Here is a 12,774-nt window from a genome sequence, read left to right as displayed (position 1 = left end):
CACGCATCCTGATCCGGGCAGGGATCACGGCGGCCACACCCGTATCTGCCCCGGACACGTAGGGATGCGACGATGAAATTTCGATCCGCATGGCGTCGCTGGCTGGCCGCGTTCGCGCTGGTCGCAGCCAGTACGACGACGCTGGTCGCGCCGCAACTGGCGCCGGCCGCCGAAGCGGCGGCCAAGACGGTCTGGATTCCGGAGCGTTGGCAGAGCACCGGCGAGGTGCCCTGGGCGTCGAACCGCACCAGGGAGTCGGCCAACTTCATCCTGCTCTGGGGGGAGAAGTCCGGCACCAACCCGCTCACCGCGCCCGGCGAGTACCGGTTCGACCCGGACAACATCCTCAGCCAGCTCGAAAACCTGTACTCATTCTACGTGAACACGATGCGGTTCACGCCGGAGACCGGGCTGCTGGCCCAGCACAAGATCATCGTGATCGTCACGCGTACCTGGAACCGGACCGCGCTCGACGCCTGGGCGACCGGCGGCTCCACCGACGGCCGGGTCGGTGTCATCAACATCGCGCCCGGTGCCGCGCAGCCCGGCTCCTGGGGCCTGGCGCACGAGCTGGGGCACGTGATGCAGAACTACACATTCCTCGGCCGCTCCGGCATGGGCTTCACGCACGCCTCGGCCGGCACCTTCTGGGAGGCCAGCGCCGAGTTCATGGCAATGCAGGTCTACCCGCGCGGCGGTGCCGGTGACCTCACCCGCTGGCTGCGTACCGAGAACCTGTACTACTCCTCGTCCCGGCACCACTACGGCGCCTGGATGCTGCTGCAGTACATCAAGGACCGCGACGGCATCGAGATGTTCAACCGGATCTGGAACGAGGCCCGCAACACCGAACACCCGCTGGAGGTGTACCGGCGGATCTCCGGCATCAACCAGGCCGAACTCAACCGGCGCATCGGCGAGTACGCCCAGCACAACGTCACCTGGGACTACTCCAACCGCGCCGACTTCATGCCGTTCATCAACAGCGTCTACGGCGCCGGTTTCCTCAACGCCTACAAGGGCGTACCGGTCGAGGCGGTCAACGCGGGCGCCCGGCACTACCGCATCTCCGACGCGATGGCGCCGTCCGACTACGGCTACAACAAGATCCAGCTCGTGCCGGACAGCGACGGCGCGCTGATCCGACTGCACCTGAAGGGTCACGCGGAGACCGGCGCCACCGGCTGGACGTTCGGGTTCGTCGCGGTGCGCAACGGCACACCCAGGTACGGGCCACTGACCCAGGGCACCTCCGGCCAGCTCAGCTTCCAGACCCAGCCCGGTGAGCGCGAGGTCTTCCTGGTCGTCACCGGCACCCCGGCCAGCAGTGTGCCGAAGTACGCGTTCCTCGACGGCTGGCCGAAGAACCGCCGCTACCCGTACGAGTTCCGTATTTCCGGTGCGATTCCGTCCGGCCACGAGCCCGGCTACCAGAAGCCGGCCGCCACCAACGGCGGGCGCTGGCACTCCAACGGCGGCGGCTGGGTCGCCGGCAACGCGAACGTGGCCTCGACCGCGTACGTCGGGCCGCGCGCCGCCGTCTACAGTGGATCGGTCACCGGCAACGCCCGGATCGAGGATCTGGCCTGGGTCAACGGCGGCACCGTCAACGGAAACGCGGTCGTCAAGGGCAACGCGATCATCCACGGCGGGGTGACCATCGGCGGCAGCGCGGTGGTCGGCGGCGACGCCGAACCACCGGCCGGGCCGACCGGAGGCAACTGCTCGTCGGGCACGTACCTGATGTTCAACCCGAGCCGGAGCTGCGACGGCGGCGGCGGTGAGGCGGACGTCAACCCGCCGCACGGCACGTTCAGCTCTGACGAACTCGCCATCACGGGCGGGACCGATCCCACCACCCCGCCGCCCACCGCCACCCCGACACCGACCACCCCGACGCCGACGACGCCACCGGCCAGTACGCCGCCGCCGGGTGGCACGGCCGCCTGCCGGGTGGCGTACGCGGCCAACTCCTGGAACAACGGGTTCACCGGCGACGTGACAGTCACCAACACCGGCACCAGCGCCGTCAACGGCTGGACGCTGAGCTTCTCGTTCCCGACCGGTCAGCAGGTCACCAACAGCTGGAACGCCACGGTGACGCAGAGCGGGTCGACGGTGACCGCCCGGAACGCGGCCCACAACGGCTCGATCCCGCCGAACGGCACCGCCTCGTTCGGCTTCCAGGGCACCCACGGCGGCACCAACCAGCCGCCCACCGGCTGGACCCTGAACGGCTCCCTCTGCACCACCTGACGGCCTGCCGGGGTGGGGCACGATTGTCGCCCCACCCCGGCAGACCGGGCTGCGGCGGGACGGGATGCTTCGCTACGGTGCCGAACCGCCGAACCGCTGAACTCCACCGGCTGACCGGCGTCGCCCGGGTCGCGCTGCCACCGCGGCTGGGCGACTGACGGCGCCGGTCAGCCGCCCAGCCGCTGCCGGGCCAGGAACTTGGGCACCACCATCCGCCACGCCTCGGTGACCAGCTCGGTCATCTGGTCGTGGTCGAGCCGGTCCAGCCGGCAGCAGACCCAGTTGAACCGCAGGTCGGACTCGCCCGGCAGGAAGAACAGCTCCGGGTCGCTGGCGACCAGGGCCGCGCGTTCCTCCTTGGGGAAGCCGAAACCCATCGTCGTCTCGTCGCGGGAGAAGGCGACGTAGACGATCGCCCCGACCCGGAACTTCACCCGGTCGCGGACCAGGTGCTCGCTGCTGCGCGGCAGCGTCCGGGCCAGCGCCCGTACCTCGGCTACGGTCACCATCCGCCGATGGTATTGACCGGCACCGACAATCCGGCCGGTCGAGGCGGGTGGACCGGCCCGCGTGCCGGCTGTCGGTCAGCGGGCGTCGACCGGGGTCGGCGCGGCCAGGTGCTGGCGGGCGAACTCCAGCGCCGCCCGCAGGTCGCTCTCCCGGTCGGCGCGGCTGCGGGCCCGCCGGGTGGAGACCTCCACCGCGACCGAGCCGGTGAAGCCCCGCCCGGCGAGCGAGGTCAGCAGCTCGGCGCAGGGCTGGGTGCCCCGGCCGGGCACCAGGTGCTCGTCCCGGCCCTCACCAGTGCCGTCGCCGAGGTGTACGTGCGCCAGCCCGGCCCCCATCTTGTCGGCCATCTCCAGCGCGTCGCTGTGCGAGGCGGCGCAGTGCGACAGGTCCAGGGTGTAGGCGGGGTAACCGGTGTCGGTCGGGTTCCACCCCGGCATGTAGGGGACGAACTCCCGACCGGCCATCCGGACCGGGTACATGTTCTCCACCGCGAACCGGATCCCCGGGTGGTCGTCGCCGAGCTTGCCCAACCCGTCGACGAACGAGCGAGCGTACTCCCGCTGCCAGGTGAAGGGCGGGTGCACCACCACGGTCGACGCCTCCAGGGTCTCGGCCAGCACCGCCGAGCGACGCAGCCGCTCCCACGGGTCGGAACTCCAGACCCGCTGGGTGACCAGCAGGCAGGGCGAGTGCACCGAGAGCACCGGTACCCCGTAGTGCCGGGCCAGGCCGCTCAGCGCTCCGGCGTCCTGGCTCACCGCGTCGGTCCAGACCATCACCTCGACGCCGTCGTAGCCGAGCGCCGCCGCCATCTCGAAGGCGGCCGCGGTCGGCTCGGGGAAGACCGAGGAACTGGACAGCAGTACGCGGGTGGTCACGGTCTCAGGGTAGCCCGGCCCGGCACATCGCATCCGTTCGCGGATCGAGCGCAAAGCCCCAGCGGCAGACAAAACCGCAGCTCAAACCGGCTCTCGCGGACCCTGGGCCGGCTCCAGCAGATCGAGCCGGCGCAGGATCACACCCTCCCGGAGCGCCCACGGGCAGACGTCCAGGTTCTCCACCCCGAGGCGGCGCATCGCCGCCTCGGCCACGATCGCCCCGGCCAGCAACTGGTGGGCCCGACGCGCGCTGACCCCTTCGAGTTCGGCGAGTTTGCTCGGCGGGATGTGCCGGATGAAGCCGATCACCTGCCGCAGCCCGGTCTGGGAGAGGCCGCGTGGTGCCCAGAGCCCGTCCGACGACGGCGCCGCCCCGGCCAGCCGGGCCAGGGTCCGGAACGTCTTGCTGGTGGCGGCGACCCGGTCCCAGCCGACCTCGACGGTGTCGTCGACCACGGTCTCCAGCATCTCCTCGACGTACGCCTCCAGCTTGGCCACCGCCGCCGCCGACGGGGTGTGGTTGCTGTCCGGCCCCACGTCCAGCCACTCCCGGGTGAGCCGGCCGGCGCCGAGCGGCAGCGAGTGGGCGAACTCGGGTTCCTCGTCGATCCCGGCCGCCAGCTCCAGCGAACCGCCGCCGATGTCCAGCACCAGCAGCCGGCCGGCGGACCAACCGAACCACCGGCGTACGGCGAGGAAGGTCATCCGGGCCTCGTCGGCACCGGAGAGCACCTGGAGGAGTACCCCGGTCTCGGCCCGGACCCGGGTCAGCACCTCCGGCGCATTGGTGGCGTCCCGGACCGCGGAGGTCGCGAAGGCCAGCAGGTCGTCGGCGGTCAGCCGGGCCGCGGCCATCTTCGCCTCGTTCACCGCCTCGACCAGCGCGTCCGCCCCGGCGACCGTCAACTCCCCGTCCCGGCCGATCTGCTCGGCGAGCCGGATCACCGCCTTTTCGGAGTGTGCCGGCCAGGGATGGGCGCCGTGGTGCGCGTCCACGACCAGAAGGTGCACGGTGTTGGAACCGACATCAAGCACGCCGAGCCGCATGGGAAAGACACTAGACGCAGGTCGCGGGCGGATAGCGGGCGTAGGCTGATCGGGTGGCAACAGCACGCAACCAGCTCCGGATCCTGGTGGACGACCCCGCCGACCCCCGCAGCCGGGAGGTCCCGCTCGACTTCCCCCGGGAGTGGCTCGAATTCGCCGACCCCGCCGACCCCGAGCACCTGGTCCGGGCCGACCTGACCTGGCTGCTCTCCCGGTGGACCTGCGTCTTCGGCCAGACCTGCCACGGCATCATCGCCGGCCGGGCCGCCGACGGCTGCTGCTCGCACGGCGCGTTCTTCACCGACGCCGACGACGAGAAGCGGGTCCGGTCGGCGGTCAAGCGGCTCACCCCGCAGACCTGGCAGCACTACCGGCGAGGCTTCAAGAACTACACCGAGATGGACTCGGTGGACGGCGAGACCCCGGCCCGGCGTACGGCGACCCGGAGCGAGGAGGCGCCGTGCGTCTTCCTCAACGACGCCGACTTCCCCGGCGGGGGCGGCTGCGCGTTGCACGCCCAGGCGCTGCGCGACGGCGTACACCCGCTGGAATACAAGCCGGACGTCTGCTGGCAACTGCCGGTACGCCGGGACCAGGACTGGGTCAAGCGCCCGGACGGGACGAAGGTGCTGGTGTCGACGCTGGGCGAGTTCGACCGGCGCGGCTGGGGCGCGGGTGGGCACGACCTCGACTGGTGGTGCACCTCGTCGCCGGAGGCGCACGTCGGCACCGAGCCGATGTACCTGTCGTACGAGCCGGAACTGACCGCGCTGATCGGCAAGCCGGCGTACGCGAAACTGGCCGAACTCTGCGCCGAGCGGGAGCGGCGCGGCCTGGTGGCGACGCATCCGGCGACCGCCGGAGCCGACCCGGTGCTGGACCGTCCCGAGGAGGGCGGCCGGGAGCCGGCCAGCCCGAAGGCCGCCAGCGCCGGCCGGCGGCCGGCGCCGCAGCGGAGGCCGCGCGGCACGCCCCGCTGACCGGGCGAATGCTCCGGCCTACGGCTCGAACTTGTAGCCCAGGCCCCGGACGGTGACGATGAAGCGCGGTGCGGACGGCTCCGGCTCGACCTTCGAGCGCAGCCGCTTCACGTGTACGTCGAGGGTCTTGGTGTCGCCGACGTAGTCCGCGCCCCAGACCCGGTCGATCAACTGCCCCCGGGTGAGCACCCGCCCGGCGTTGCGGAGCAGCAGCTCCAGCAGCTCGAACTCCTTCAGCGGAAGCTGCACCGGGGAGCCGTCGACGGTGACCACGTGCCGTTCGATGTCCATCCGGACCGGGCCGGCGGTCAGCGTCGGGGTGCCCGGCTCGACCGTCTCGTTGCCGCGCCGCCGCAGTACCGCCCGGACCCGGGCGACCAGTTCACGCGGCGAGTACGGCTTGGTCACGTAGTCGTCGGCGCCGATCTCCAGCCCGACCACCTTGTCGATCTCGCTGTCCCGGGCGGTGACCATGATGATCGGCACCTGGGAACGTTGCCGGAGCTGCCGGCACACCTCGGTACCGGACATCTCCGGCAGCATCAGGTCGAGCAGCACGATGTCCGCGCCGGTGCGGTCGAACTCGGTCAGCGCTGCCGTGCCGGTCGCCGCGGCCGAGACCTCGAATCCTTCCTTGCGCAGCAGGTAGGAGAGGGCGTCGGAAAACGACTCCTCATCCTCGACCACGAGTACGCGGGCCACGGACTTTCCTCTCTGTGTCGGTCCGCTCGGAACTATCCGAACGAACCGGTCTCGATCTCAACTGACGGGGCTGGCGGTAGGAAGGCGTCCGGCGGACGCGCGGGAAGCCGGAGGGTGAACGTCGAGCCACCACCAAGAGTGCTGGACACCTCGACCCGGCCGCCATGGTTGGTGGCGATGTGTTTGACGATCGCCAGGCCGAGCCCGGTCCCGCCGGTCTGCCGTGACCGGGCCTGGTCGGCCCGGTAGAAGCGCTCGAAGATCCGGCCCACGTCGTCCGGGGCGATCCCGATGCCCTGGTCGGTGACGGCGATCTCGATGTGCTCGCCAGTGCTCTTGATCGCCACCGTGACCTGCGTCCGCTCCGCGGAGTACGCGATCGCGTTCTCCACCAGGTTGCTGACCGCGGTGGCGATCTGGCTGTCGCTGCCGTAGACGGTCAGGTCCCGTTCGCCCTCGACCACCACGGTGATCTCCCGGGCGGTCGCGGCGGTACGGGTCCGGTCGACCACCTCGGCGGTGACCCAGTCCAGCGCGACCGGCTCCGGCGCGGGCAGCGGCTCCGCGCCCTGCAACCGGGTGAGTTCGAGCAGCTCGTTGACGAGCTTGCCGAGCCGGGTGGACTCGTGCTGGATCCGCTCGGCGAACCGGCGGGCCGCCGCCATGTCCTCGGAGGGGTCCAGCGTCCCGTTTCCGGCGGTCTGGTCGGTGGCGTCCAGCAGCGCCTCGGCGAGCAGTTGCAGCGCACCGATCGGGGTCTTCAGCTCGTGGCTGACGTTGGCCACGAAGTCCCGGCGGACCCGGGCGACCCGGTGCGACTCGGTCACGTCGGCCGCCTCGACCGCGATGTAACCGGAGCCCAGGCCCATCGCCCGCAGGTGCACGCCGAGCGGGTCGGACATGCCCCCCTCGCGGCCCCGGGGCAGGTCCAGCTCGACCTCGCGGCGCACTCCGGTGCGCCGCACCTGGCCGGCCAGGGTACGGATGATCGGGTGCGCGGCAACCGTGCCCGGGGTACTGCCGACCCGGAGCAGTCCCATCGCCCGGGCAGCCGGGTTCACCAGGACCGGGACGTCGTGGGCGTCGAGGACGACCACGCCGACCCGGAGGGAGTCGAGGCTCTTGCGGCCGAGTCCCGGCAGCCCGCCGGCCTGCTCGTCAGTGCCTATCGCCGGCCTCCTGTTACTGCGTGTCCCGCCTCGTCCGGTCGTGGTGCGCCCGGCCGAGAACCATCCGGCGACCCGGTGGCGGAGCGGACCGAAGGACAGGCCGAGGCCGAGCCCGACGAGCACGCCCGCGACCACCCCCCATTCCACGCGGCGATCGTAGGGTCATCGTTAACCTATCGACCAGGCAAAATTGGGCGAATCACGCGTGCATCCGAGAATGTTCACCCGCCGGCCCAGTGCCGTTCACGAATGTTCACCCCGGCGCCGCCGGATCCCCCTACCGTGGTCCGGACCGACACCTGTAGCACCGTCCGTGCGCAACCCGCCACGGTCGGCGAAACCGCCACTCCCCGCAGGACGTGATCATGCGCGACGAATTCCGGATCGACCTGAACATCGTGAGCCAGTTGCTGGTGGACATGGCCGAGGCGATCCGGGCCGCCATGCGCCAGGCCACCCGGGCGCTGCTCACCGCCGACCGGTCGGCCGCCGAGACCGTGATCGAACGGGACGCGGAGATCGACTCCCTCTACCGCCAGGTCGAGGAGCGGGTCTGCGACCTGCTGGCCCGGCAGGCGCCAGTCGCCTCCGACCTGCGCGCCCTGATCACCGCCCTGCACGTCGCCGCCGACCTGGAGCGGATGGGCGACCTCGCCGACCACGTCGCCAAGACGGCCGTACGCCGGCACCCGTCGCCCGCCGTACCGGCCGAGCTGCGCCCGGTCTTCACCGAGATGGCCGGGGTGGCGGACCGGATCGCCGACAAGATCGCGAATGTGCTCTCCAAGCCCGACGCCGACCTCGCCGCCGAGCTGGACCGGGACGACGACGCCATGGACGACCTGCACCGGCAGCTCTTCGCGGTGGTGCTCGCCGACAACTGGCCGTACGGGGTGGAGACCGCCATCGACGCGACCCTGCTCGGCCGCTTCTACGAGCGGTACGCCGACCACGCGGTGAACGCCGGCCGCCGGGTCGTCTACCTGGTCACCGGCGAGACCGTCACCGACTGAGTCCGGACACGTCGAGGCCCCTTCCCAGGACCAGGAAGGGGCCTCGACGTCGTGCGGCTCAGCGGCCCTGGTTGGCGACCGCGGCGGCGGCCTCCTTGGCGGCGTCGGGGTCGAGGTACGCCCCGCCGGTCACCAGCGGGCGCATCGACCGGTCGAGGTCGTAGCGCAGCGGGATGCCGGTCGGGATGTTGAGCTTGGCGATCGCCTCGTCGGAGATGCCGTCCAGGTGCTTGACCAGCGCCCGCAGCGAGTTGCCGTGCGCGGCGACCAGCACGGTGCGACCGGCCAGGATGTCCGGCACGATCGAGTCGAACCAGTACGGCAGCATCCGGTCGACGACGTCCTTCAGGCACTCCGTCTTCGGCATCAGCTCGGGCGGGAGCAGGGCGTAGCGCGGGTCGCCGACCTGGGACCACTCGTCGCCGTCCGCGATCGGCGGCGGCGGGGTGTCGTACGACCGGCGCCAGAGCATGAACTGCTCCTCGCCGTACTCGGCCAGGGTCTGCTTCTTGTCCTTGCCCTGGAGCGCGCCGTAGTGCCGCTCGTTGAGCCGCCACGAGCGGCGTACCGCGATCCAGTGCCGGTCGGCGGCGTTCAGCGCCAGCTCGGCGGTGCGGATCGCCCGGCGGAGCACGCTGGTGTGCAGCACGTCGGGCAGCAGGTTGTGCTCGCGCAGCAGCTCGCCACCGCGCCGGGCCTCGCTCTCACCCTTGGCCGTGAGGTCCACGTCGACCCAGCCGGTGAAGAGGTTCTTGGCGTTCCAGTCGCTCTCGCCGTGCCGGAGCAGCACCAACGTGCCCACCGCGGCGCCCTCACCTGCCACCACGGTTTCCTCCGGCCGATCACTCGTGCTCGCAGTCATGCAACTCATCCTGCCGGACCCGCCCGACCGCCATGCGGCGACCCGGGGTGACGACCGACACGTGGAAAACGGGATGACCAGGCCGGACCCGCCGCACTAGCTTCGTAAGGCGTTTGAGGATGAGCGGTCATTACAAGTACGGGGGCGGCGGATGCGGACGGTCGGGAAGTGGTTCCAGGACACCACCGGCGGTCTACCCCGGACCTTCTGGTACCTCTGGGCCGGCACGCTGATCAACCGGCTCGGCTCCTTCGTCCTCGTCTTCCTGGCCATCTACCTGACCACCGAGCGGGGCTTCTCCGAGTTCCAGGCCGGGATCGTGCTCGGCCTCTGGGGCGCCGGGGGTGCGGTCGGCACCCTCACCGGCGGGATCCTCGCCGACCGGTGGGGCCGGCGGCCCACCCTGCTCACCGCGCACCTGGGCGCGGCGGCGATGATGTTGGCCCTGGGGCTGGCCCGGGAGCTGTGGCTGGTCGGGCTCGGCGCGCTGCTGCTCGGGATGTTCGCCGAGGCGGCCCGGCCGGCCTTCGGCGCGATGATGGTCGACGTCGTACCGGAACGGGACCGGCTGCGCGCCTTCACCCTGAACTACTGGGCGATCAACCTCGGCTTCGCCTCCGCCGCGATCCTGGCCGGGCTGGCCGCCGAGGCGAGCTACCTGCTGCTCTTCGTGGTCGACGCGGTGACCACGGTCACCACCGCGCTGATCATCTTTCTGCGGGTGGGCGAGACCCGGCGGGTCCGGGTCGACTCGGCCGGGCTGGCCGCCCCGCACCGGGGCGGGCTGGGCAGCGCGCTCCGCGACCGGGTCTTCGTCGGTTTCGTGGCGCTGAACATCCTGCTGGCCCTGGTCTTCATGCAGCACATCTCGATGCTGCCGATCGCGATGGGCCAGGACGGACTGTCGCCGTCGACGTACGGGTCGGTGATCGCGGTCAACGGGGTGCTGATCGTGGCCGGGCAGCTCTTCGTACCGCGACTGATCCGGGGACGGGGCCGGTCCCGGGTACTGGCGCTGGCCGCGCTGATCGTCGGGGTCGGCTTCGGGCTGACCGCCTTCGCGGACGCGGCCTGGTTCTACGTACTCACCGTGCTGATCTGGACCCTCGGCGAGATGCTCAACTCGCCGTCCAACTCCACGCTGATCGCCGAACTGTCCCCGGCGGCACTGCGCGGTCGCTACCAGGGACTCTTCTCGCTCTCCTGGTCGGTGGCGACGTTCGCCGCCCCGGTCGCCGGGGGCTTCGTGCGGGAACAGTTCGGCAACGCGGCGCTCTGGCTGGGCTGCGCGGCGCTCGGCGGCGTGGTGGCGGTGGCCCACCTGCTCTCCGGACCGGCCCGGGAACGGCGGGTCAGGGCACTCCGTACGGCCGAGACCGGCGCGGCGGGGCTGGCGGCCGGGGCGACGGGACCGGAGCCCGGCGCGGTGACGCAACCGGAGCCCGGTGGGACGGGGGTGTCCGAACCCGGTGGGGCGGGCTCGACCCGGCGGTCGGCCGTGGCCCGCGCCTGAGCTACGGACATTCCTCGACGGCAGGCGCGGGTTGGCGGGGAATTACGTAATTACGTAAACTCGAATCCATGACGCTGGAGGAACGGGTCACCGAGCTGGAACGCCGGCTGGCGGCCCTGGAGGAGCGGGCGGACGCCCCGGCGGCCCCGCCGCGGCCACTGCCGGGCGAGGGCGACTTCTGGGCCCTGGACGGCCTGAAGGCGCGGCTGGCCGCGCTCGGGGCCGAGCAGGGCGGCGTGCTCTACACCGGCTCGGTCCGGTTACCCAGCCACGAGCGCTACGACTGGCAGTACGGCCTGCCGACCGAGGCCCTGCTCGCGGGCGGGGCGGGCGACTGGAGCGACGTGGCGGACTCCTTCGCCGCACTCGGCCACCCGGTCCGGCTGCGACTGCTCCGCGAGATCCTCGCCGGCCGGCGTACGGTCGCCGAACTCACCGCACTCGACGGCTTGGGCACCACCGGACAGGCCTACCACCACCTGCGGCAACTGGCCGCGGCCGGCTGGCTGCACAGCCCCGGCCGGGGGCGCTACGAGGTGCCCGCCGGGCGCGTCGTCCCGCTGCTGGTGGCGGTGGCGATCGCCCGGGCCTGACCTCGCCCGAGAGGAGATTTCCATGCTCAAGGCGTTGATGATCCTGCACCGCTGCTGCTGGCTCGCATTCCTGGCGATCCTGGTGGCCGGCTTCTTCGTCGACTTCACCTCGCTGTGGGGCTGGCTGGCCATCGCCCTCGCCATCGGCCTGCGGGTGGTGCTGGGGCGGATGCTCGGCACGGGGCGGGACGCCGGGTCACCGGTCGAGGTCGATCCCCCGGTCCGCGGCCGCTGGTCGGCATTGAACAGCCCGGCCAGCAAGGTACCCAGCCACGGCGTACGCGCCTACGGCCAGGCGTACGCGATCGACCTGGTCGCGGAACCGGTGGGCCGGCCGCGCCCGGGCTTCGGCTGGTGGCCGCTGGCCCGGCGCAACCGGGACTTTCCGGCCTTCGGGGCACCGCTGCTGGCGGTCGCCGACGGCACCGTGGTCCGGGCCGTCGACCGCAACCGCGACCATCTCAGCCGCAACTCGTACCCGGCCCTGCTCTACCTGGTTTTCGAGGGGCTGTTCCGGGAGATCGTCGGCCCCGGCCAGATCCTCGGCAACCACCTGATCCTGGACCTCGGCGACGGCGGGTACGCCGCGTACGCGCACCTGCGCCGGGGTTCGCTGCTCGTCCGGGCGGGAGACCGGGTCCGAACCGGTCAGCCGGTGGCGGAGTGCGGGAATTCCGGCAACTCCTCCGAACCACATGTCCACTTCCAATTAATGGACAATCCGGATCTCGACGTCGCCCGGGGAATTCCGTTCACCTGGCGGGGAATCGGCGTACCGGCCAACGGAGAGGTCTTCTCGGTCGAGGCCGCGACGACGCGGTAGCGGGAGAGGATTTCGCGGCCGGCTGGATCGAGTCGAGTCTGGCCCGGGAGGGTTCGCCGTCGAGGAGGTGTGGGGCGGCGGCTCGGCGGACCGGCACGCCGGACGGGATGGACCGGCGGCGGCGGGCGACGTTCACCCCCGTAAACGTCGCCCGCACACACCGCCGGTTACAGGTGGCGGCGCCGTCCCCCAACGGCTTCCCTGCCACCCGTCCCCCAGCGCCAGTGCCCGGTGCACAGATCTGCGCGATCTGCCGTTCCCCCGAACGCATCCGAGCGTGGCGCGTGCAATAACGTTAGTTGTCGCCGGATGACCGACACAAGCTGGTGACTCTGTCTCGCCCATCACACCCAAGGGCGATCGATATCCGGCGCCTCGTAGTTCAACGCCCCAGGTGGTCTGGGGTATTCCCGGTCCACCTACCGGAA

At 71.4% G+C, this 12,774-nt stretch carries 11 protein-coding genes and 2 pseudogenes; 7 read left to right on the top strand and 6 right to left on the bottom strand.

All coding sequences use genetic code 11. From position 1 onward, the window contains the following. Positions 1 to 72: 72 nt before the first annotated feature. Together ACSMXO_RS03385 and ACSMXO_RS03380 are read left to right on the top strand one after the other, a co-directional pair. A pseudogene (locus ACSMXO_RS03385) lies at positions 73 to 1,401 on the top strand (DUF6055 domain-containing protein); the annotation flags it as partial. A gap of 501 nt (positions 1,402 to 1,902) precedes the next feature. Continuing rightward, positions 1,903 to 2,256 (top strand): annotated as a pseudogene (locus ACSMXO_RS03380) (cellulose binding domain-containing protein); the annotation flags it as partial. Positions 2,257 to 2,423: 167 nt separating this feature from the next. On the opposite strand, the gene ACSMXO_RS03375 reads toward ACSMXO_RS03380, so the two are convergent. The 3 genes from ACSMXO_RS03375 to ACSMXO_RS03365 all read right to left on the bottom strand — a co-directional run bounded on the left by ACSMXO_RS03375 (position 2,424) and on the right by ACSMXO_RS03365 (position 4,691). Next, positions 2,424 to 2,765 (bottom strand): MmcQ/YjbR family DNA-binding protein, encoded by a 342-nt coding sequence (locus ACSMXO_RS03375; protein ID WP_455416663.1) that lies wholly within the window; start codon positions 2,763 to 2,765, stop codon positions 2,424 to 2,426. A gap of 75 nt (positions 2,766 to 2,840) precedes the next feature. Beyond that, positions 2,841 to 3,677: a sugar phosphate isomerase/epimerase family protein gene (locus ACSMXO_RS03370; protein WP_455416662.1), complete on the bottom strand. Its 837-nt coding sequence runs from the start codon at positions 3,675 to 3,677 to the stop codon at positions 2,841 to 2,843. Between the two features lie 48 nt (positions 3,678 to 3,725). Next, on the bottom strand, positions 3,726 to 4,691 hold the full coding sequence (locus ACSMXO_RS03365; protein WP_455416661.1) for a Ppx/GppA phosphatase family protein: 966 nt from the start codon (positions 4,689 to 4,691) through the stop codon (positions 3,726 to 3,728). Between the two features lie 80 nt (positions 4,692 to 4,771). On the opposite strand from ACSMXO_RS03365, the gene ACSMXO_RS03360 reads away from it, so the two are divergent. After that, complete coding sequence (locus ACSMXO_RS03360) at positions 4,772 to 5,671, top strand: hypothetical protein (protein ID WP_346261018.1); 900 nt, start codon at positions 4,772 to 4,774, stop codon at positions 5,669 to 5,671. A gap of 18 nt (positions 5,672 to 5,689) precedes the next feature. Here the strand turns inward: ACSMXO_RS03360 and ACSMXO_RS03355 are convergent, their stop codons facing one another. Beyond that, positions 5,690 to 6,373, bottom strand: coding sequence for a response regulator (locus ACSMXO_RS03355; RefSeq protein WP_101369394.1), 684 nt, complete (start codon positions 6,371 to 6,373; stop codon positions 5,690 to 5,692). A gap of 32 nt (positions 6,374 to 6,405) precedes the next feature. Next, the gene (locus ACSMXO_RS03350; protein WP_346260991.1) at positions 6,406 to 7,689 is read right to left on the bottom strand and encodes a sensor histidine kinase; all 1,284 of its coding nucleotides are present in this window, start codon (positions 7,687 to 7,689) and stop codon (positions 6,406 to 6,408) included. 218 nt (positions 7,690 to 7,907) lie between these two features. Here ACSMXO_RS03350 and phoU point away from each other — a divergent pair, with 218 nt between their 5' ends. Further along, a complete protein-coding gene (gene phoU, locus ACSMXO_RS03345; RefSeq protein WP_455416660.1) occupies positions 7,908 to 8,555 on the top strand; it encodes a phosphate signaling complex protein PhoU in 648 nt (215 codons plus the stop codon). A 58-nt stretch (positions 8,556 to 8,613) separates the two neighbouring features. On the opposite strand, the gene ACSMXO_RS03340 is transcribed toward phoU, so the two are convergent. Next, positions 8,614 to 9,381 carry a phosphoglyceromutase gene (locus ACSMXO_RS03340; protein WP_346261017.1) on the bottom strand — a complete coding sequence of 256 codons (768 nt, stop codon included), beginning with the start codon at positions 9,379 to 9,381 and terminating at the stop codon, positions 8,614 to 8,616. Between the two features lie 187 nt (positions 9,382 to 9,568). Between ACSMXO_RS03340 and ACSMXO_RS03335 the strand changes: the two genes are divergently transcribed. The 3 genes from ACSMXO_RS03335 to ACSMXO_RS03325 all read left to right on the top strand — a co-directional run bounded on the left by ACSMXO_RS03335 (position 9,569) and on the right by ACSMXO_RS03325 (position 12,346). Continuing rightward, a complete protein-coding gene (locus ACSMXO_RS03335) occupies positions 9,569 to 10,930 on the top strand; it encodes an MDR family MFS transporter (RefSeq protein WP_455416659.1) in 1,362 nt (453 codons plus the stop codon). Positions 10,931 to 10,998: 68 nt separating this feature from the next. Then, on the top strand, positions 10,999 to 11,523 hold the full coding sequence (locus ACSMXO_RS03330) for an ArsR/SmtB family transcription factor (protein WP_455416658.1): 525 nt from the start codon (positions 10,999 to 11,001) through the stop codon (positions 11,521 to 11,523). A 22-nt stretch (positions 11,524 to 11,545) separates the two neighbouring features. Then, complete coding sequence (locus ACSMXO_RS03325; RefSeq protein WP_455416657.1) at positions 11,546 to 12,346, top strand: M23 family metallopeptidase; 801 nt, start codon at positions 11,546 to 11,548, stop codon at positions 12,344 to 12,346. Positions 12,347 to 12,774 lie beyond the last annotated feature (428 nt).

The sequence above is a fragment of the Plantactinospora sp. DSM 117369 genome, assembly GCF_053764795.1.
The sequence above is the reverse complement of the archived record's forward strand: the minus strand, read 5'-3'. Positions and strand labels throughout refer to the sequence as shown.